Origin of the sequence: Streptomyces hazeniae, assembly GCF_031845485.1 — a bacterium.
Lineage (GTDB): Bacteria > Actinomycetota > Actinomycetes > Streptomycetales > Streptomycetaceae > Streptomyces > Streptomyces hazeniae.
In genome coordinates this window covers 44,139-63,542 of sequence record NZ_JAVREQ010000005.1, presented here as the reverse complement: position 1 = coordinate 63,542, position 19,404 = coordinate 44,139, and the positions used below count along the sequence as shown (strand labels likewise).

Annotated in this window: 14 protein-coding genes; 3 read left to right on the top strand and 11 right to left on the bottom strand. The window is 72.8% G+C overall.

Translation table 11 applies throughout. From position 1 onward, the window contains the following. Positions 1-4: 4 nt before the first annotated feature. The 5 genes from RM572_RS07845 to RM572_RS07825 all read right to left on the bottom strand — a co-directional run bounded on the left by RM572_RS07845 (position 5) and on the right by RM572_RS07825 (position 5,070). Positions 5-1,042, bottom strand: a complete 1,038-nt coding sequence (locus RM572_RS07845) for a 3-isopropylmalate dehydrogenase (protein WP_311672552.1) — start codon at positions 1,040-1,042, stop codon at positions 5-7. Between the two features lie 140 nt (positions 1,043-1,182). After that, entirely contained in the window at positions 1,183-1,320 is a 138-nt protein-coding gene (locus tag RM572_RS07840) for a hypothetical protein (protein ID WP_136182229.1), read from the bottom strand. Between the two features lie 303 nt (positions 1,321-1,623). Further along, positions 1,624-2,325, bottom strand: coding sequence for an HAD family hydrolase (locus tag RM572_RS07835; protein WP_311672551.1), 702 nt, complete (start codon positions 2,323-2,325; stop codon positions 1,624-1,626). A gap of 71 nt (positions 2,326-2,396) precedes the next feature. Beyond that, on the bottom strand, positions 2,397-4,028 hold the full coding sequence (gene pruA, locus RM572_RS07830; protein WP_311672550.1) for an L-glutamate gamma-semialdehyde dehydrogenase: 1,632 nt from the start codon (positions 4,026-4,028) through the stop codon (positions 2,397-2,399). A gap of 115 nt (positions 4,029-4,143) precedes the next feature. Beyond that, on the bottom strand, positions 4,144-5,070 hold the full coding sequence (locus tag RM572_RS07825; RefSeq protein WP_311672549.1) for a proline dehydrogenase family protein: 927 nt from the start codon (positions 5,068-5,070) through the stop codon (positions 4,144-4,146). Between the two features lie 182 nt (positions 5,071-5,252). Here RM572_RS07825 and RM572_RS07820 point away from each other — a divergent pair, with 182 nt between their 5' ends. Then, positions 5,253-6,584 (top strand): PucR family transcriptional regulator, encoded by a 1,332-nt coding sequence (locus tag RM572_RS07820; protein WP_311672548.1) that lies wholly within the window; start codon positions 5,253-5,255, stop codon positions 6,582-6,584. 73 nt (positions 6,585-6,657) lie between these two features. Here the strand turns inward: RM572_RS07820 and serA are convergent, their stop codons facing one another. The 6 genes from serA to RM572_RS07790 form a co-directional block, all read right to left on the bottom strand. Next, positions 6,658-8,247: a phosphoglycerate dehydrogenase gene (serA, locus tag RM572_RS07815; protein ID WP_311672547.1), complete on the bottom strand. Its 1,590-nt coding sequence runs from the start codon at positions 8,245-8,247 to the stop codon at positions 6,658-6,660. Positions 8,248-8,541: 294 nt separating this feature from the next. Next, the gene (gene ilvC / locus RM572_RS07810) at positions 8,542-9,540 is read right to left on the bottom strand and encodes a ketol-acid reductoisomerase (protein WP_311672546.1); all 999 of its coding nucleotides are present in this window, start codon (positions 9,538-9,540) and stop codon (positions 8,542-8,544) included. 122 nt (positions 9,541-9,662) lie between these two features. Continuing rightward, positions 9,663-10,187 (bottom strand): acetolactate synthase small subunit, encoded by a 525-nt coding sequence (ilvN, locus tag RM572_RS07805; protein ID WP_027764919.1) that lies wholly within the window; start codon positions 10,185-10,187, stop codon positions 9,663-9,665. 20 nt (positions 10,188-10,207) lie between these two features. Further along, positions 10,208-12,064: an acetolactate synthase large subunit gene (locus RM572_RS07800; RefSeq protein WP_311672545.1), complete on the bottom strand. Its 1,857-nt coding sequence runs from the start codon at positions 12,062-12,064 to the stop codon at positions 10,208-10,210. A gap of 264 nt (positions 12,065-12,328) precedes the next feature. Continuing rightward, on the bottom strand, positions 12,329-15,709 hold the full coding sequence (locus RM572_RS07795; RefSeq protein ID WP_394813547.1) for a putative bifunctional diguanylate cyclase/phosphodiesterase: 3,381 nt from the start codon (positions 15,707-15,709) through the stop codon (positions 12,329-12,331). A gap of 294 nt (positions 15,710-16,003) precedes the next feature. Then, a complete protein-coding gene (locus RM572_RS07790) occupies positions 16,004-16,993 on the bottom strand; it encodes a 2-hydroxyacid dehydrogenase (RefSeq protein WP_311672544.1) in 990 nt (329 codons plus the stop codon). Between the two features lie 83 nt (positions 16,994-17,076). On the opposite strand from RM572_RS07790, the gene RM572_RS07785 reads away from it, so the two are divergent. Both RM572_RS07785 and RM572_RS07780 read left to right on the top strand, forming a co-directional pair. Further along, positions 17,077-18,072, top strand: a complete 996-nt coding sequence (locus RM572_RS07785; protein ID WP_311672543.1) for an aldo/keto reductase — start codon at positions 17,077-17,079, stop codon at positions 18,070-18,072. A 99-nt stretch (positions 18,073-18,171) separates the two neighbouring features. Further along, entirely contained in the window at positions 18,172-19,359 is a 1,188-nt protein-coding gene (locus RM572_RS07780) for a PQQ-dependent sugar dehydrogenase (RefSeq protein WP_394813546.1), read from the top strand. Positions 19,360-19,404: the final 45 nt, after the last annotated feature.

The following is a 19,404-nucleotide window of genomic DNA, read 5'->3' as shown; positions in this document are numbered from 1 at the left end:
GGGTCTACCCGGTGACCCGGGCGGCGATGGCGTCGCCCGTCGCGTCGGTGCTGCGCGGTCCGGAGCGCTCGGCGAGGTCGGCGGTCACGGCGTCCTCGACCCGGACGGCCTCGGTCTCGTGGCCGAGGTGCCGCAGCAGCAGGGCGACGGACAGGATCGTCGCCGTCGGGTCGGCCTGCCCGGTGCCCGCGATGTCGGGCGCGGAGCCGTGCACGGGCTCGAACATGGAGGGGAACGTGCCGGTGGGGTTGATGTTCCCCGAGGCGGCGAGGCCGATGCCGCCGGTGACGGCCGCGGCCAGGTCGGTGAGGATGTCGCCGAACAGGTTGTCGGTGACGATCACGTCGAACCGTGCGGGGTCGGTGACGAAGAAGATCGTCGCCGCGTCGACGTGCAGGTAGTCGGTGGTGACCTCGGGGTACTCGCGGCCGATCCGGTCGAAGGTGTTCTTCCACAGGTGGCCCGCGTGCACCAGCACGTTGTTCTTGTGGACGAGGGTCAGCTTCCGGCGCGGCCTGGCGCGCGCCCGCTCGTACGCGTCGCGCACCACGCGCTCCACGCCGTACGCGGTGTTGACGCTCACCTCGGTGGCGACCTCGGCCGGCGTTCCGGTCCGCAGGCTGCCTCCGTTGCCCGTGTACGGGCCCTCGGTGCCCTCGCGGACGACGACGAAGTCGATGTCCGGGCGGCCCTGAAGGGGCGTCGCGGTCTGCGGGAAGAGCTTCGACGGGCGGAGGTTGACGAAGTGGTCGAAGGCGAACCGCAGCTTGAGCAGCAGGCCGCGCTCCAGCACGCCGGAGGGCACGGTCGGGTCGCCGATGGCGCCGAGCAGGATCGCGTCGTGCCCGGCGAGCCGTTCGAGTTCCGCGTCCGGCAGGGTCTCGCCGGTGGCGTGCCAGCGGGCGGCGCCGAGGTCGTACTCCCGGGTCTCCAGCTTCACGTCCGGCGGGAGAACGGCGCCGAGGACCTTGAGGCCCTGGGCGACGACCTCCGGGCCGATGCCGTCACCGGGGATCACTGCGAGGCTGAGGCTGCGAGACATACCGGGACCCTACTCTCCGTCCCATCCACCGACACGACGCGTCCAGCATCCGGACGCGTCGTGTCGTGTGGTTCTGCTCCGGGGCAGGCGCGCGCCGGGACGGTGCCGGTACGGGTGCTGCCTGTCCGGGGTACGGCGGTTCAGTGGCCGGTGGCGCCGCCGTTGTCCCGGCGGTCCAGGGCGCGCTGGAGCGCGGCGGCGGCGTTCTGACGGTCGCTGTCGCGGCGGGTACGGCGGACGGCGGCGTGGCGGGCGCGGCGGCGGGCTGTCTCGTGCATGGGGGGCTCCTTCTGCGAGGCGTCGAGTTCTGCGAGCGCCGGGGCGGGCATGCCTCGGGGCTGGGAATGCGGATGCAACGCGCCGGAAGGGGCGGGGGCGAACGGTGCGGCAGGGGTCACCTGCGTACGGGCACCGCGCCTCGTCCGCCGGTCGCTGATGGAGCGACGAAACATATCGGCTGCTACCACGGTAAGAGCCCGGGGCCCCGATGTCTCGTTTTTACTTGGGCTTCCTACTATCTGAGACGCCGAAGGCTCCGACCTGCGGTTTCTCTCCGTGACCGGGCGAGGGCCGACGAGGTGTCAGGGCGACGGCGACGCCGCCTCCAGCACGGCGGGCAGGTCCGTGAGGACGCTGATGCGCGGCGAGAAGGCGGCGGCGGTACCGCCGTTCCGGTCCAGCCACACGCCCGTCAGCCCCGCGGCGACGGCGGCCTCCGCGTCCAGGTCCAGCCGGTCCCCGACGTACGCCACCTCGTGCGGCGGCAGGTCCAGGGCCGCGCAGCCGGCGAGGAAGGCGGCGGGGTCCGGCTTGGCGACGCCGAGCCGGTCGGAGCACAGGAGCACCTCGAACCGGTCGCGGATGCCGAGGCGGGTGAGCTTGCGTTCCTGGTTGCGTACCGAGGAGTTGGAGAGCACGCCGTGCCGGTGGCTGTGCGCCAGCGCGTCCAGTGCGGCGACGGTGTCGGGGAAGAGCGTCCAGGCCGCCTCGTACCGGGTCACGTACCGGCCGAACCAGGCGTCGGCGTCCTCGTCGGAGAGCCGTTGGCCGAGGAACTGCCGGGCACGTTCACGGCGGTGGTCGAGGAAGGCGATCTCGCCGGAGGTGAACCGGGCGTACTGCTCCTCCATCACCGTCCGCCACCGGGCGAGCGCCGCTTCCGGCGAGGCGTGCCGGGACAGCAGCCCCTCCGCCTCGATGTGGGCGAGCGCCGCGGCGTCGTCGGAACCGGTGTAGTCGAACAGGGTGTCGTCGACGTCCCAGAGCACGGCGCGGATCGGCATGCGGCCCACGGTAGCGCGAAGGCCCGCGCCCCGTCGGGGCGCGGGCCTTCGACGGGCCGGAGCCCGTGGGGTCAGCCCATGTGCGGGTAGCGGTAGTCGGTCGGGGCCACCATCGTCTCCTTGATGGAGCGCGGCGACATCCAGCGCAGCAGGTTGAACTTCGAACCCGCCTTGTCGTTGGTGCCGGAGGCGCGGGCGCCGCCGAACGGCTGCTGGCCGACGATGGAGCCGGTGGGACGGTCGTTCAGGTAGAAGTTGCCGGCCGCGAAGCGCAGCTTGGCGCTCGCCTCGGCCAGCACCTGCCGGTCCTGCGCCAGCACGGCGCCGGTCAGGGCGTACGCGGAGACGGACTCCATCTGGTCGAGCATCGTCTCCCACTCGGCGTCCTCGTAGACGTGGACGCCGATGATCGGGCCGAAGTACTCCGTGGAGAAGAGCTCGTTCTCCGGGTCGGTGCAGGCGATGACCGTCGGGCGGACGAAGTAGCCGACCGAGTCGTCGTAGGTGCCGCCCGCGACGATCTCGCAGGTCGGGTCCTCCTTGGCGCGGTCGATCGCGGCCTTGTTCTTGGCGAACGCGCGGTCGTCGATGACGGCGCCGACGAAGTTCGACAGGTCGCTGACGTCACCCATGGTCAGGCCCTCGGTCTCGGCGACGAGCTGGTCCTTGAAGCCGCCCTCCCACACCGAGCGCGGGATGTAGGCGCGGGACGCGGCCGAGCACTTCTGCCCCTGGTACTCGAACGCGCCGCGGATCATGGCGGTCTTCAGCACGGCGCGGTCCACGCTGGGGTGGGCGACGATGAAGTCCTTGCCGCCGGTCTCGCCGACGAGGCGCGGGTACGAGCGGTACTTCTCGATGTTCTCGCCGACCGACTTCCACAGGTACTGGAAGGTGGCGGTGGAGCCGGTGAAGTGGACACCGGCCAGGTCGGGGTGCGGCAGCGCGACCTCGGAGACCTCCTTGCCGTCGCCGGTGACGAGGTTGATCACGCCCTTGGGCATGCCCGCCTCCTCCAGCAGCTCCATGAGCAGGATGGCGGAGTGCGTCTGCGTGGGCGACGGCTTCCAGACCACGACGTTGCCCATCAGCGCCGGCGCGGTCGGCAGGTTGCCCGCGATGGCGGTGAAGTTGAACGGCGTGATGGCGTAGACGAAGCCCTCCAGCGGACGGTGGTCCAGCCGGTTCCAGACGCCGTGCGGCTGCATCGGGGGCTGCTCGGTCAGCAGCTCGCGCGCGAAGTGCACGTTGAAGCGCCAGAAGTCGATCAGCTCGCAGGGAGCGTCGATCTCGGCCTGCTGGGCGGTCTTGGACTGGCCCAGCATGGTGGAGGCGGCGATGGTCTCGCGCCACGGGCCGGCCAGCAGGTCGGCGGCCTTCAGCAGGATCGCCGCGCGGTCGTCGAAGGACATCGCGCGCCAGGCCGGGGCGGCGGCCAGTGCGGCGTCGATCGCCTCCTGGGCGTCCTGGCGGGTGGCGTTGGCGTAGGTGCCGATGACCGCCTTGTGGTCGTGCGGCTGCACGACGTCGAAGCGCTCGCCGCCGCCCATCCGCTTCTCCCCGGCGATGGTCATGGGGAGGTCGATCGGGTTCTCGGAGAGCTCCTTGAGCTTCTTCTCCAGCCGGGCCCGCTCGGCGCTGCCGGGTGCGTAGGTGTGCACCGGCTCGTTGTACGGGGCGGGGACGTGGGTCACGGCGTCCATGGGTCGCGTGCTCCTTCGCGGTTCGAGGTTGTCTGAAGGCAAAGTCGGTGCGGAGGGGGCCGGGGGTGACGGCCCCGCTTCGAGGCTAACGGCCCCTCGCCGGGGCGAGCCGCCGCTAGCGGCGGCTGATCAGGCTCCGGAGGAAGAAGGCGAGGTTCGCCGGGCGCTCCGCGAGGCGCCGCATGAAGTAGCCGTACCAGTCGGTGCCGTAGGGCACGTAGACGCGCATACGGTGACCTGCCGCGGCCAGCCGCTCCTGTTCCGCCTCGCGGATGCCGTAGAGCATCTGGAACTCGTAGCTGTCGATCTTGCGGCCCGCGGTGCGCGCCAGCTCCTGCGTGATGGCGACCATGCGCGGGTCGTGCGAGCCGATCATCGGATAGCCCTTGCCCGCCATGAGGATCTTCAGGCAGCGGACGTACGCCCGGTCGACCTCGCGCTTGTCCTGGTGGGCGACCTCGGCGGGCTCCTTGTAGGCGCCCTTCACCAGTCGCACCCGGGAGCCTTCCCCGGCGAGCGCGTGGCAGTCCTCCTCGGTGCGGAAGAGGTAGCTCTGCACGACGGCGCCCGTCTGCGGGAAGCGCCCCCGCAGCTCGGAGAGGATACGGAGGGTCGAGTCGACCGTGGTGTGGTCCTCCATGTCGAGGGTGACCGTGGTGCCGGCCTGCGCGGCGGCCTCGACGACCGGGAGCACGTTGCCGTAGGCGATGTCCTCGCCGCCGGGCAGCGCCTGGCCGAATGCGGAGAGCTTCACGGACATCTCGGCCCGCTCCCCCAGCCCCTCGCCGGCCAGGGCCTCTGCCAGGGCGAGGTAGGCGTCGCGGTTGCGCACGGCCTCCGAGCGGTCCGTGATGTCCTCGCCGAGGTGGTCGAGGGTCACCTCCAGGCCGCGGTCCGCGAGGTCGCGTACGGCGGTCAGCGACTGGTCGAGCCGCTCCCCCGCGACGAAACGGTCGACGACCGGCCGGGTGACGGGCGCGGCCGAGACCGCGCGACGGATGGCGTCGCTGCGTGCGGCGGCGAGAAGCACGGGACCCAGCACGGGCACCTCCACTTTTCACGGTGTTTCCTCGGACGACAGGGGTGAGCCGCCCACCGTGCAAAGTTAAGGATCACTCCGGTACCGGGCCATCGACAGCTGTCACGTATCCGTGTCCCGGATCTCAGACAGATGTATGAGAATGAGCGGAGGAGCACGCGGGACGGGACAGGAGGCGGAGCCGGATGCGCGAGGACTACCAGACGCTGGTCGACGACGTCTCCGCCTCACTCGGGACCCCGGCGACGCTGGAGGACCGCGACTTCACCCTGATCGCCTTCGCCGCCCACGAGGGCGACGAGGAGCGCGGCCCGGACGCGGACCTGGACCAGGTCCGCACGCGGACCATCCTTCAGCGGCGTTCCACGGCGGCGGTCCGGAAGTGGTTCGAGAGCTTCGGCATCACCCGGGCGCGGGAACCGGTACGCATCCCGCCGGACCCGGCGGCCGGGGTGCGGACCGGGCGGCTCTGCCTGCCCGTGCGGCACGGCGGCGTGGTGTACGGCTACGTCTGGCTGCTGGACGACGGCGCGCTCGACCTGCGCGACCCGCGGGTGGCCCGGGCCCAGCAGACGGCGACCCGGATCGGCGCGCTGCTGGCCGCCGAGGCGCAGCAGGGCGCCCACGCGGGCGCCCTGCTGCGCGAGCTGCTCACCGGCCCTGCGGCCGGGCGGGCGGAGGCGGCCGAGGAGCTGCGGACCACGCTGGGCGCCACGCTGGACGGGCCGCTGGCGGTGGTGGCGGTGGCCCCGTGGGAGCCGTCGGACACGGCCCCGGACACGGGGACCCTCACCTCGCCGGGCGGCGGGCCTGCGGCGTGGCCCGGCGTGGCGGCCCACTGCCTTATGCCCGGCGCCGGTGGCGTCCGGACGGGTGACGTGCCGAGCGGCACCGCAGGCGGGTCCGGGGCCGGGGCGACGGGCGCGGCGGAGGCCGGGACGGCCGGGGGCGCGCTGGCCGTGCTGACCCGTCTGCGTGCCGCCGCCGTACTCGCGCCGGCGCGCGCGGTCGGGCGGCGCCTGCTGGGTCTCCCGCCCTCGGACGACGTGGGCCCGGCCGCGCGCCCGGCGTCCCCGGAGCGCTCGCCGGGCCCGTCCCGTCGGGCCGCCGGAATCGGGGCGGTGCGGGGCGAGTTTGCCGCAGCGGCTCCCACCGCCTGGCGAGAGGCGCTGGTCGCCGCACGGGCGGCGGCGGCCGAACCGGAGCGATTCGGCTCCGTCGCCGAATGGGCGGACATCGGGCCGTACCGCCTGCTCGGACGGCTCCCCGTGGGCACGGCACCGGACCCCTCGGTGCGGGAACTCCTGGAGCCGGCGCACCGCGAGATGGCGCGCACGGCCGAGGCGTTCCTCGACCGCGCCGGTCAGGCCGGCCGGACGGCGGCGGACCTGGGCATCCACCGGCAGACGCTGTACTACCGGCTGGGGCGGGTGGAGCGGCTGACCGGGCTGGATCTCGACGACGGCGCCGACCGGCTGCTGCTGCACGTCGCGCTGAAGGCGGCCCGGCTGTCCTGAGGCGGACCTCCGGAAACCTGACGAGGGGCCGACGCGCTCGCGCCGGCCCCTCGTCAGGCGGGAAACCGCGTGGTCAGTCCTGCAGATTGACCGTGCGGGCGGACGTGGCGCCGATCTCCTCGGCGATCTCCGCCAGCACCGACGCCGGGACGGTGTCGTCCACGGTGAGCGCGACGAGCGCCTCCCCGCCGGCCGCCGACCGGGACACCTGCATCCCCGCGATGTTCAGGCCCGCCTCGCCCAGGGCCCGGCCGACCGTGCCGACGACGCCGGGGCGGTCGCCGTAGCGCAGGAAGGCCATGTGGTCGGCGAGGGCCAGGTCGATGTCGTGCTCGCCGACGGCGACGATCTTCTGCAGGTGCTTGGGGCCGGACAGCGTGCCGGAGACGGAGATCTCCTCCCCGCTGCCGAGGGTGCCGCGCACGACCACCACGTTCCGGTGCTCCGGGGACTCGGAGGAGGTGGTCAGCCGCACCTCCACGCCGCGCTCCTGCGCGAACAGCGGCGCGTTGACGTAACTGACCGTCTCGTCGACCACGTCCTCGAAGACGCCCTTGAGGGCGGAGAGCTCCAGCACCTTCACGTCGTGCTGGGTGATCTCGCCGTAGACCTCGACGTCGAGCCGGTGGGCGACCTCGCCGGCCAGCGCCGTGAAGATGCGGCCCAGCTTCTCGGCGAGCGGCAGCCCCGGGCGCACGTCCTCGGCGATGACGCCGCCCTGGACGTTCACCGCGTCCGGCACGAGTTCACCGGCGAGCGCGAGACGCACGGACTTGGCGACCGAGATGCCGGCCTTCTCCTGCGCCTCGCCGGTGGAGGCGCCGAGGTGCGGGGTGCAGACGACCTGGTCGAACGCGAACAGCGGCGAGTCGGTGCACGGCTCGCTGGTGTACACGTCGAGTCCGGCGCCCGCGACACGGCCCTCCTTGAGGGCGGCGAACAGAGCGTCCTCGTCGACGATGCCGCCGCGCGCGGCGTTGACGATCCGGACCTCAGGCTTGACCTTGCGCAGCGCCTCGTCGCCGATCAGGCCGAGCGTCTCCGGGGTCTTGGGCAGGTGCACGGTGATGAAGTCCGACACCGCCAGCAGTTCGTCCAGGGTGACGAGCTTGACGCCCATCTGCGCGGCCCGGGCGGGCTGCACGTACGGGTCGAAGGCCACGATCTTCATGCCGAACGCGGACATGCGCTGCGCCACCAGCACGCCGATGCGGCCGAGGCCGACCACGCCCAAGGTCTTCTCGCTCAGCTCGACGCCGGTGTACTTGCTGCGCTTCCACTCGCCGTTCTTCAGCGCGGTGTTGGCCTGCGGGATGTTGCGCGCCGTCGCCACCAGCAGGCCGCAGGCCAGCTCGGCGGCGGTGACGATGTTGGACGTGGGGGCGTTGACCACCATCACGCCGGCCTTGGTGGCCGCGGAGACGTCCACGTTGTCCAGGCCGACGCCGGCGCGGGCGACGACCTTCAGCCGCTTCGCGGCGGCGATGGCCTCGGCGTCGACCTTGGTCGCGCTGCGAACGAGGACGGCGTCGACGTCGGCGATCGCGGGGAGGAGTTCGGCGCGGTTCGCGCCGTCGCAGTGACGGATCTCGAAGTCCGGTCCGAGCGCGTCGACGGTGGCCGGGGAGAGCTCTTCGGCGATGAGTACTACGGGCTTGCTCACAGGGGTCTCAGTCCTCACTTGTCCTCTGCGGACGGTGTCCTCGCAGACGGCCGATCCCGACGGCCGAAGGCGGTGGAGGGTTGGCAGCCGCGTAAGACACACGACGCTGTGAGCCTGTGACGCGTTTCTGCTTCGCAGTGTAGCCGCGGCGGGGCGGCTTGTGCCGCTCCTCCGGCCGAAGATCACCCGCGCGTGCGACCCCGGGACTTCGCCCGGGACCGTCCGTCGCGGAAAGGGCGGGGCGCACCGGAGCGGTGTGCCCCGGTGCGCCCTCGGCCGGCGGGCCGGAGGCCGTCAGGCCTCGTCGTCGACCCAGCTCATGAGCTTGCGCAGCTTGCGGCCGGTGGTCTCCAGCAGGTGGTCGCCGTCGGCCTTCTTGTACTCGTTGTACTTCGGCAGACCCGCGTTGTACTCCTTCATCCAGTTGTTGGCGAAGGAGCCGTCCTGGATGTCGGTGAGGACCTTCTTCATCTCCGCCTTGGTCTGGTCGTTGATGATGCGCGGGCCGGTGACGTAGTCGCCCCACTCCGCGGTCTCGGAGACGGACCAGCGCATCTTCTCCAGGCCGCCCTCGTACATGAGGTCCACGATGAGCTTCAGCTCGTGCAGGCACTCGAAGTACGCGATCTCCGGCTGGTAGCCGGCCTCGACCAGCGTCTCGAATCCGGCCTTGACCAGCGCCGAGGCGCCGCCGCAGAGCACGGCCTGCTCACCGAAGAGGTCGGTCTCGGTCTCCTCGGTGAAGGTGGTCTTGATGACGCCGGCGCGGGTGCCGCCGATGCCCTTGGCGTAGGAGAGCGCCAGCTCGAACGCCTTGCCGGTGGCGTCCTGCTCGACGGCCGCGATGCACGGAACGCCGCGGCCCTCCTCGTACTGGCGGCGGACGAGGTGGCCGGGGCCCTTCGGGGCGACCATGCAGACGTCCACGCCGGCCGGGGGCTTGATGAAGCCGAAGCGGATGTTGAAGCCGTGGCCGAAGAAGAGCGCGTCGCCCTCCTTGAGGTGGGGAGCGACGGACTCCTCGTAGACCGTGGCCTGGACCGGGTCCGGCACGAGGACCATGATGACGTCGGCTTCCTTCGCGGCCTCGGCCGGCGTGGTCACCTTCAGGCCCTGCTCCTCGGCCCTGGCCCGGGACTTCGAGCCCTCGTGCAGGCCCACACGGACGTCCACGCCCGAGTCGCGCAGCGACAGCGCGTGGGCGTGCCCCTGGCTGCCGTAGCCGAGCACGGCGACCTTGCGGTTCTGGATGATGGACAGGTCGGCGTCGGCGTCGTAGAACAGCTCGGCCACTTGGGGTCTCTCCTTGTTTCTTCCTGGTGGGTGCCGCCTCACCGTACGGCGGGGCGGCGGTCGACGGGCGGGGCCGCCCGCAGCGTGGACGGGGCGCTGCGGACGGGGCACCCGGTCCGGGGTCAGGCGCTGCGTTCGAGTGCGCGCAGCGAGCGGTCGGTGATGGAGCGGGCGCCGCGCCCTATGGCGATGGTCCCGGACTGCACGAGTTCCTTGATGCCGTACGGCTCCAGCATCCGCAGCATCGCCTCGAGCTTGTCGCTGCCACCGGTGGCCTCGATGGTGACGGCCTCCGGGGAGACGTCGACGGTCTTGGCGCGGAACAGCTGCACGATCTCGACGATCTGCGAACGGGTCTCGTTGTCGGCCCGCACCTTCACCAGAACGAGTTCGCGCTGGATGGCGCCGCCGGGCTCCAGCTCGACGATCTTCAGCACGTTGACGAGCTTGTTGAGCTGCTTGGTCACCTGCTCCAGCGGCAGGTCCTCGACGTTCACCACGATGGTGATGCGCGAGATGTCGGGGTGTTCGGTGACGCCGACGGCGAGGGAGTCGATGTTGAAGCCGCGGCGGGAGAACAGCGAGGCGATCCGGGCGAGGATGCCGGGCGTGTTCTCCACCAGGACGGACAGGGTGTGCTTGGACATCGCTTGCGTGGCTCCGCTCGTCACTCGTCGCTGTCGCCGAAGTCGGGGCGCACGCCGCGCGCCGCCATGACCTCGTCGTTGGAGGTGCCCGCCGCGACCATCGGCCAGACCATCGCGTCCTCGTGGACGACGAAGTCGACGACGACCGGGCGGTCGTTGATGGAGTTGGCCTTCTCGATGACCGCGTCGAGCTGCTCGGGGTCCTCGCAGCGGATGCCGACGCAGCCCATGGCCTCGGCCAGCTTCACGAAGTCGGGCACCCGGGTGCCGCGGCAGGGCTCACTGCCCTCGCCGTCGTGCAGCTTGGTGTTGGAGTAGCGCTGGTTGTAGAAGAGGGTCTGCCACTGGCGGACCATGCCGAGGGCGCCGTTGTTGATGATCGCGACCTTGATGGGCACGCCGTTGAGCGCGGCGGTGGCCAGTTCCTGGTTGGTCATCTGGAAGCAGCCGTCACCGTCGATGGCCCAGACGGTCTTGTCCGGGACGCCGACCTTGGCGCCGAGCGCCGCCGGCACCGCGTAGCCCATGGTGCCCAGGCCGCCGGAGTTGAGCCAGGTGGCGGGCCGCTCGTAGTCGATGTAGTGGGCCGCCCACATCTGGTGCTGGCCGACGCCGGCGGCGTAGACCGTGCCCTCCGGGGCGAGTTGGCCGATGCGCTGGATGACCTGCTGCGGGGCGAGGGAGCCGTCCTCCGGCAGGTCGTAGCCCAGCGGGTAGGTATCCCGCCACCGTTCCAGCAGCTGCCACCAGGCGGTGTGGTCGCCCTTGCGCCCGCCCTCGTGCTCGCCCTGGACGGCGACGATCAGGTCGGCGACGACCTCGCGGGCGTCACCGACGATGGGCACGTCCGCCGCGCGGTTCTTTCCGATCTCGGCCGGGTCGATGTCCGCGTGGACGATCTTGGCGAGCGGGGCGAAGGAGTCCAGCTTGCCGGTGACACGGTCGTCGAACCGGGCTCCGAGGGCGACGATCAGGTCGGCCTTCTGGAGCGCGGTGACGGCGGCGACGGTGCCGTGCATGCCGGGCATGCCCAGGTGCTGCGGGTGGGTGTCCGGGAAGGCGCCGATGCCCATCAGGGTGGTGGTGACCGGAGCGCCGGTCAGTTCGGCGAGCACCTTCAGCTCCGTGGTGGCGCCGGCCTTCAGGACGCCGCCGCCGACGTACAGCACCGGGCGCCGGGACTCGGTGATCAGCCGGGCGGCCTCGCGGATCTGCTTGGAGTGCGGCTTGATGACGGGACGGTAGCCGGCCAGATCGTGCTGCGGCGGCCAGGAGAACGTCGTCCGAGCCTGAAGCGCGTCCTTGGCGATGTCGACGAGGACCGGGCCGGGGCGTCCGGTGGAGGCGATGTGGAAGGCCTGGGCGATCGTCCGGGGGATCTCGGCCGGGTCGGTGACCAGGAAGTTGTGCTTGGTGACCGGCATGGTGATGCCGCAGATGTCGGCTTCCTGGAAGGCGTCGGTGCCGATCGACCGGGAGGCGACCTGCCCGGTGATGGCGACCAGCGGCACCGAGTCCATGTGCGCGTCGGCGATGGGGGTGACGAGGTTGGTGGCGCCGGGGCCGGAGGTGGCCATGCACACGCCGACGCGGCCCGTGGCCTGGGCGTAGCCGGTGGCGGCGTGACCGGCGCCCTGCTCGTGCCGGACGAGGACGTGGCGCACCCGGGAGGAGTCCATCATCGGGTCGTACGCGGGCAGGATCGCGCCGCCGGGAATCCCGAATACCGTGTCGGCGCCGACCTCTTCCAGGGACCGGATGAGGGACTGCGCGCCCGTCACGGTCTCGGGGGTGGGCGCCGGTGCGCCCGGCTGCTGCTGTCCGCCGGTACGGGGCCGCGGCTGCGGTTTGGGGGCCCCGGTGGCCTGCTCGGTCATCGGTTCTCTCTTCCCGGAGAGTGAGGGTGGTGGCGCTCGTGGTGTGGGTGTTGCCGGTGGGTTTTGCTAACGGTCTGTGCCGGGTGGGAGGGGTTTGCTCCCGGGCACCGGTGCAACAAAAAACCCCTCGTGCCGTGAGGCAGGCGAGGGGAGCGCGTCGGTGAGGGTCGCGGGGTCTTCGAGGCCCCGTTCAGCCGACGCGCTTGCCAAGTACGAGAATTCGGGTGCGCATGGCATGACCTTCCTCCTGGCCCCCTCGGAGTGTCAAGTGGGTGGGACGGGTGTCTCAGTATGTGAACTGTACGGTGGTCCGCCGGAGGGGCCGGCGGACGGTGCGCCCGGGGAGCCGAGCGCGGAGTGGTGGGTGAGCGGGTCGGGACCGCTCAGGCCGCCGCGACGGACCGGCAGCCTGCCCGCCGCGACGACGGGACGGTTCCCCCGCGGGTCACCGCCTCGCGCGTCACCGGTTCGCGGTTCACCCCGGCGCGGCTCCCCCGGGCGCGTGTCCGCTCCCCCCGGTTCACCCGTGTGCGCCCCGCCCGCCCCACCCACCCCGCTCACGGACGGCGCGGGGAGCGGATAGCCGCCGACGGTCAGGGCGCGGCGCAGCCGGTGCTCGTCCAGCGCCCCGGAGAACGCGGCGCCCCGGCCGTGGGTGCAGCCCATCGCGCGCAGGGCGAGCACCTGCTCGGGGAGGTCCACGCCGTCGGCGACGGAGGTGAGCCCGAGGTCGTCGGCGATGCGCAGCAGGCCGGAGGTGATCTTCCGCAGGCGCGGGGACTCCACGAGCCCTTCGACCAGACCCTGGTCGAGGCAGAGCACGTCCAGGGGGAGGCGGCGGAGCGCGGCGAGCGCCGCGTACCCGCTGCCGATGCCGTCCAGCGCGACCCGGACGCCGCGGTCCCGCAGACCGGTCAGCCGGTGTGCCAGCTCGTCGAGCGCGGTGCGCGGGTCGCCGACGGAGATCTCCAGCACCAGCCCGCACGGCGGCAGGCCGTGCCGGTCGAGCAGCTCCTCGACGCCGCCGTCCGGCGGCGCGGCACCGGTCAGGCCGCGCGCGGACACCCGTACTGTCACCGGGGCGGTCAGGCCGGCCCGGTGCCGGTCGGCGGCCTGGGCGACGGCCTCCGCGAGCAGCCGCCGGCTCGCCTGCGGGGCGCGTTCCCCGGCCCTCTCCGGCCGGGGGCGCCCGTCGGTGCGCAGGTACTCGCCGGGGGTGAAGAGGATGCCCTGCGGTGAACGCCAGCGCGGCTGTGCCGCGACGGCGGTGACCCGCCCGGTGCTCAGCTCGACCACGGGCTGGTGCAGCAGGGCGAAGCCGCCGTCCCGGGTCGCGCCGGGGGCCGGGACGGCGGCGCCGGCGGGTGCCGCACAGGCGGGGCGTACGGCTGCCGACGCGACGGCCGGTACAGCGGCGGGAGTGGCGGCGGGACCGGTGGCCACGGGACGTTCGGGGCCGGGCTGCTGCGGGAGCAGCGGCACCCCGGAGGCTCGCGCTCCGGCCGCCGGTACTTCCGCAGCTGGTACTGCTGCGGCCTTCGGCTTCGCGGTCGGCGCCTCACCGGCCGCCGCATGACGGGTCGCCTCCGGAGTCTGCGGGCGGTGCAGCTCGACGCGGTTCTTTCCGGACTGCTTCGCGCGGTACATGGCGAGGTCCGCGTGGCGCAGCAGGACGGCCGGGGTGACGCCGGACTCCGCGAACGCGACGCCGATGGACGCGGCCACGCGGACCTCGGTGCCGTCGTGCACCCGATAGGGCTGGGAGAGGGTGAGCCGCAGCCGGTCGGCGATCTCCAGGACGCGGCGCTCGCGGGCCTCCGTGTCGTGCGCGGTGGCCGGATCGCCCAGGATCAGCGCGGCGAACTCGTCGCCGCCGAGCCGGGCCGCGGTGTCGCCGGCCCGCACCGACTCCCGCAGCCGCTGGGCGGCCTGGACCAGCAGTTCGTCGCCCGCGTGGTGGCCGACGGTGTCGTTGACCGCCTTGAAGCCGTCCAGGTCGATGTAGAGGACGGCGGTGTCCCCGTCCCCGCCACGGCGTCCCGCGAGCGCCTGGCGGACGCGGTCGGTGAACAGCGCCCGGTTGGGCAGGTCGGTGAGCGGGTCGTGCGAGGCGTTGTGCTTCAACTGGTCCTGGAGCCGTACGCGTTCGGTGACGTCGCGGCTGTTGAGGATGAGCCCGCCCTGGTAGCGGTTGACCGTCGACTCGACGTTGAGCCAGTGGCCGGCGCCGTGCCGGAAGCGGCACTCGATGCGTGTGGAGTACTCGGACTCCGGTGGCGCGGCCAGGAACCGGCGGATCTCGTGCAGCACGCGCGCGAGGTCCTCGGGGTGGATCAGGGAGGCGAGTTCGGAGCCGACGAGCTGGTCGCCGTCCCGTCCGTAGACGCCGGCGGCGGCGGGCGAGACGTACCGCAGCACGCCGGTCGAGGCGGCGATCATGATGACGTCGCTGGAGCCCTGCACCAGGGAGCGGAAGTGGTTCTCCTTCTGGGCGAGTTCCTGCGTGAGGGTGATGTTGTCGAGCAGCATGATGCCCTGCCGCACCACCAGGGCGAGGACCACGGTGCAGCCGGTCAGGAGCACCACCCGGTCGACGGCGCGCCCGTCGAGAGAGTTGTAGATGATGCTGAGCGTGCAGACGGCCGCGGCCAGGTAGGGGGTGAGGGCCGCGAGGGAGCCGGCGAGGGGGCGGCCCTGCGGCTGACGTGCCTGGGCCGCGCGCCCGGCCCCGGTGTCCGTCCGCGCCGGTTCCCCGGGCTGCGGCGAAGGGGCGCACCCGGCGGCCGCGTCGGGAGCGCCCGCCGGGTGGCGGGCACCGACCCAGGGGGCGTAGGCGAGGAGCAGCGAGCCGGCGAACCAGCCGGCGTCCAGGAGCTGCCCGGAGCTGTAGTGCTCACGCAGCAGGGGCGAGGTGAACAACGCGTCGCACAGTACGGTCAGCGCCAGTGCGCCGATCGCGGTGTTGATCGCGGACCGGTCGGCGGCCGTGCGGCGGAAGTGCAGGGCCAGCACCATGCTGACGAGCACGATGTCGAGCAGCGGATAGGTGAGCGTGAGCGCCGCGTAGGCCACCGAGTCGCCCTGCGGGGAGGCGGTGTGGGCGAGTGCGAGGGACCAGGAGACGGTCAGCAGGGAGCCGCCGATGAGCCAGGCGTCGAGGCCGAGGCAGACCCAGCCGGCCCGGGTCACGGGCCGCTTGGCCAGCACCAGCAGACCCACCACGGCCGGCGGCGCGAAGAGCAGGAAGCAGAAGTCGGCAACGGACGGGTGCGGCACGGGCGCCGCGAGCACCACCTCGTACCAGCCCCACACGCCGTTGCCCAGCGCCGCCATGGCGGAGGACAGCGCGAAGAGGTACCAGGCGGGGCGGAAGCGGCCGCTGCGGTGCGTGCGGGCGTACCAGAAGCAGGAGACGGCGGCGAGCAGTGCGGCTGCGGCGAGGCCGAAGTCCCCCATGATCAGTGCCATACGGGGGGAGCCCCAGCCGAAGGCGGCGCCGGTGGCGTAGGCGCCGCAGACGGCGGCGAGCAGGAGTCGCGGTCCGGCGCCGCAGCGGGGGGCCGGACGGACGTCAGCGCAGTCCCCGCCGGCCGCGCCGTGCGCCTTGGGCCGCACCCGGGTGCCCGGGCCGCTCCGGGTGTTCACCGGTCCTCCCCGGACGGTGGATGCGTCGTCCCGTGCCGGAGGGGCGCTCGTCGTACTCCGCACTGCGCGTGCCGCCTTCGGCGGTTCGTCCCTCGGTCGCGCATTCGCCCGTCGCCCCCCTCGGTGTCCTGGTTCGGCCCCCGTCGGGACGATACACCAGATTCGTCACGCAGGGACATAGTTCCGATACAGAACGTGACGACCTGGGGTGATGAGCGGCTCCCGTGCTGCGGGACGTGATAAGCGCGCGGGCGCGGGGCGTCACCACGTCACCCCCCTCGCCCCGTCTCCCCGTCACCCCTCGCCCTGCTCCCTCCCCGCGGTGGCGACGACGTGCTCCACCGGCTCGCCGGCGACCCAGCGGGTCAGCTGGGCCCGCAGCATCCGCTTCGCGCGGGGCAGGAACGCGCTCGTGGGGCCGCCCACGTGCGGGCTGATCAGCACGCCGGGCGCCCGCCACAGCGGGTGCTCCGGGGGCAGCGGTTCCGGGTCGGTGACGTCCAGGGCGGCGCGCAGCCGACCGGACTCCAGCTCGACGAGCAGCGCCTTGGTGTCGACCACTCCCCCGCGCGCGATGTTGACCAGCAGGGCCCAGTCCCGCATGCGGCCGAGGAAGCCCGTTCCGGCCAGGCCGCGGGTCTCGTCGGTCAGCGGGGTGCACAGGATCACCACGTCGGCGCGCGGCAGCAGTTCCGCCACCTCGGCGAGCGCGTGCACCGGGCCGCGCGCCGTGGTGCGCGCCGTACGCGCGACCCGCAGCACCTCGGCGACCTCGAACGGCAGCAACCGGTCCTCGATGGCCGCGCCGATCGCGCCGTAACCCACGATCAGCACGGTCCGGTCGGCCAGCGCCGGGTAGATGCCCTGGAGCCAGTCGCCGGACGGCTGGGCGCGGACGAACTCCGGGATGCGGCGCAGCGAGGCCAGTGTGAGGGCGAGGGCGAGTTCGGCGGTGCTCGCGTCGTGCACGCCCCGGGCGTTGCACAGCACGGTGCCCTCGGGCAGCCCCGGGACGGCGGGCGCGACGTGGTCGATGCCCGCGGTGAGGGTCTGCACCACTCGGACGTGCGTCATGTCCGGCAGCGGGCGTGCGGCGACGACCGGGCCCTTCATGTACGGCACCACGTAGAAGCCGCAGCGCGCCGGGTCGGCGGGGAACTCCTCGGCGCCGTCCCAGAAGTGGTACGCCGGCCCCTCGGGCAGACCGTCGATCTCGGCGGGCGGTACGGGCAGCCACACGTCCGTGGCCTGCTGTGCGGTGGTCGCGGAGGTATCGGAAGCCATGGCCAGAGGCTATGCGAAACGTCGGCGGAGCCACCCGCTAGTTTGGTGCCGTCGGAGCGGACGCGGGGAGGAGTGGCGGCCAGGTGGAACGCAGGACGATCGGTGCCGCCGCACTGGAGGTGGGGGCCGTCGGGCTCGGCTGCATGCCGATGAGCTGGGCCTACTCCACCTCGGAGCAGGACGGCGAGTCGTCGCTGCGCACGGTGCACACCGCCCTGGACCGGGGGTCCACGCTGCTGGACACCGCCGACATGTACGGCCCCTTCACCAACGAGCTGCTGCTCGGACGGGTGCTGAAGGAGCGGCGCGGGGAGGCGTTCGTCTCCACCAAGTGCGGCCTGCTGGTGGGCGACCAGCACATCGTCGCCAACGGCCGCCCGGGGTACGTGAAACGGGCCTGCGACGCCTCGCTGCGCCGGCTGCAGACGGACGTGATCGACCTCTACCACCTGCACCGCGCCGACCCGGAGGTTCCCGTCGAGGAGACCTGGGGCGCGATGGCGGAGCTGGTGCGGGCGGGCAAGGTGCGGGCGCTCGGGCTCAGCGCGATGGGCGCCCGCGCCGACCGGCGCCCCGGCACGGGCATCCACGAGGCGACGCTGCGGCTGCTGCACCGGGTGCAGCAGGTCTTCCCGGTGAGCAGCGTGCAGGCGGAGCTGTCGGTCTGGTCGCGGGAGGCGCTGGACGCGCTGCTGCCGTGGTGCGAGTCGCGCGGGGTCGGCTTCCTCGCCGCGATGCCGCTGGGCAACGGCTACCTGACCGGCACGCTGACCACCGGCGGCGGTTTCGAGGCGGACGACGTACGCGCCCGGCACCCGCGGTTCACCGGCGAGATGATGGCCGCGAACCAGCCGCTGGTGGCCGGGCTCCGGAGGGTCGCCCGGCGCCACGGCGACGCGACGCCGGCGCAGGTGGCGCTGGCCTGGCTGCTCACGCGCGGACGCCACGTGGTGCCGGTGCCGGGGGCGAAGAAGGCGCGCTGGGCGGCGGAGAACGCGGCGGCCGCCGGTCTGCGCCTCACCGCCGAGGACCTGCTGGAGATCGACACGCTGCCGCCCGCGCAGGGCTCGTGGGACTGACGCGGCCCCGGCGCCGCGGCATGTGGTCTGCTGGAGGGGAAAGCGCTCACCGGTGACGGACCGTCGGTGACCGCCCGGCGACGTCAGGAGGCACTGATCGTGGGGACGCATCGACCGGCCGGACGGACGGTCCGGCCACGCACCCGAACGGCCTGCGCGGCCGCGCTCGCGGCGTTCACGCTGTTCGCGGCGGGCTGCTCCGCGGAGGACGGCGCGGACCCGGACGAGGGTCGCACCGGGCAGGGCGGGCCCACGACGTCCGGATCGGCGTCGCCGACCGGCGACGCGCCGCCGGCGAAGGGCTCCGTCGACGTCGGGAGCACCGTCGCGACCGGCCTGCGGTCCCCGTGGGGTCTGGCACCGCTGCCGAACGGCGATCTGCTGGTCTCCTCCCGGGACACCGGGAAGATCGTGCACGTCGACGGGGAGACGGGGAAGAAGACGCCGGCGGGCAGCGTGCCCGGCGCCGAACCGGGTGGCGAAGGCGGCCTGCTGGGCATCGCCCTCCCCCGCGACGACGCCCGCAGCCTGTACGCGTACGTGACGACGGCGTCCGACAACCGCGTGGTGCGGATGCGGTACGACGACGGCGCGCCGGCCGGCGAACGGCTGAGCGCCCCGGACACCGTCTACAAGGGCATCCCCAAGGGCTCCATCCACAACGGCGGCCGGATCGCCTTCGGCCCGGACGGCATGCTGTACGTCGGCACCGGCGAGACCGGCGACGAGGGGCTCGCGCAGGACGCGTCCTCCCCGGCGGGCAAGATCCTGCGCATGACCCCCGAAGGCGAGCCCCCCGCGAAGGGCAACCCCCGGGACGACTCGGTCGTCTACTCCTCCGGCCACCGCAACGTGCAGGGGCTCGCGTGGGACGAGGACGGCCGGTTGTGGGCCGCGGAGTTCGGACAGAACACCTGGGACGAGCTCAATCGCATCGAGGCCGGCGGCAACTACGGCTGGCCGGAGGTCGAGGGGAAGGCCGGCGAAGAGGGATTCGTCGACCCGGTCGCGCAGTGGCGTCCGTCCGAGGCGTCGCCCAGCGGTGTCGCCGTCGCCGAGGGCTCGGTGTGGATGGCCGGCCTGCGCGGCGAACGGCTCTGGCGCATCCCGCTGAACGGCGGGGAACCCTCGGCAGCCCCGCAGGCGTTCCTGGAAGGCGAGTACGGGCGACTGCGCACGGTCGTGGCCGACGGCGACGGCGGGCTGTGGCTGGTCACCAACGAGACGGACACGCGCGGCACCCCCGAAGAGGGTGACGACCGTATCCTGAGGTTGACGGTGCGCTGAGCGCGCACGAGACCGAGGACACGACCCGCGCACACGACGTTGCCC

Coding starts and splice junctions, on each gene's coding strand:
- RM572_RS07845 (WP_311672552.1), bottom strand. CDS start 1,042: ATGTCTCGCAGCCTCAGCCTCGCAGTGATCCCCGGTGACGGCATCGGC.
- RM572_RS07840 (WP_136182229.1), bottom strand. CDS start 1,320: ATGCACGAGACAGCCCGCCGCCGCGCCCGCCACGCCGCCGTCCGCCGT.
- RM572_RS07835 (WP_311672551.1), bottom strand. CDS start 2,325: ATGCCGATCCGCGCCGTGCTCTGGGACGTCGACGACACCCTGTTCGAC.
- pruA (WP_311672550.1), bottom strand. CDS start 4,028: ATGGACGCCGTGACCCACGTCCCCGCCCCGTACAACGAGCCGGTGCAC.
- RM572_RS07820 (WP_311672548.1), top strand. CDS start 5,253: ATGCGCGAGGACTACCAGACGCTGGTCGACGACGTCTCCGCCTCACTC.
- ilvN (WP_027764919.1), bottom strand. CDS start 10,187: ATGTCCAAGCACACCCTGTCCGTCCTGGTGGAGAACACGCCCGGCATC.
- RM572_RS07800 (WP_311672545.1), bottom strand. CDS start 12,064: ATGACCGAGCAGGCCACCGGGGCCCCCAAACCGCAGCCGCGGCCCCGT.
- RM572_RS07790 (WP_311672544.1), bottom strand. CDS start 16,993: ATGGCTTCCGATACCTCCGCGACCACCGCACAGCAGGCCACGGACGTG.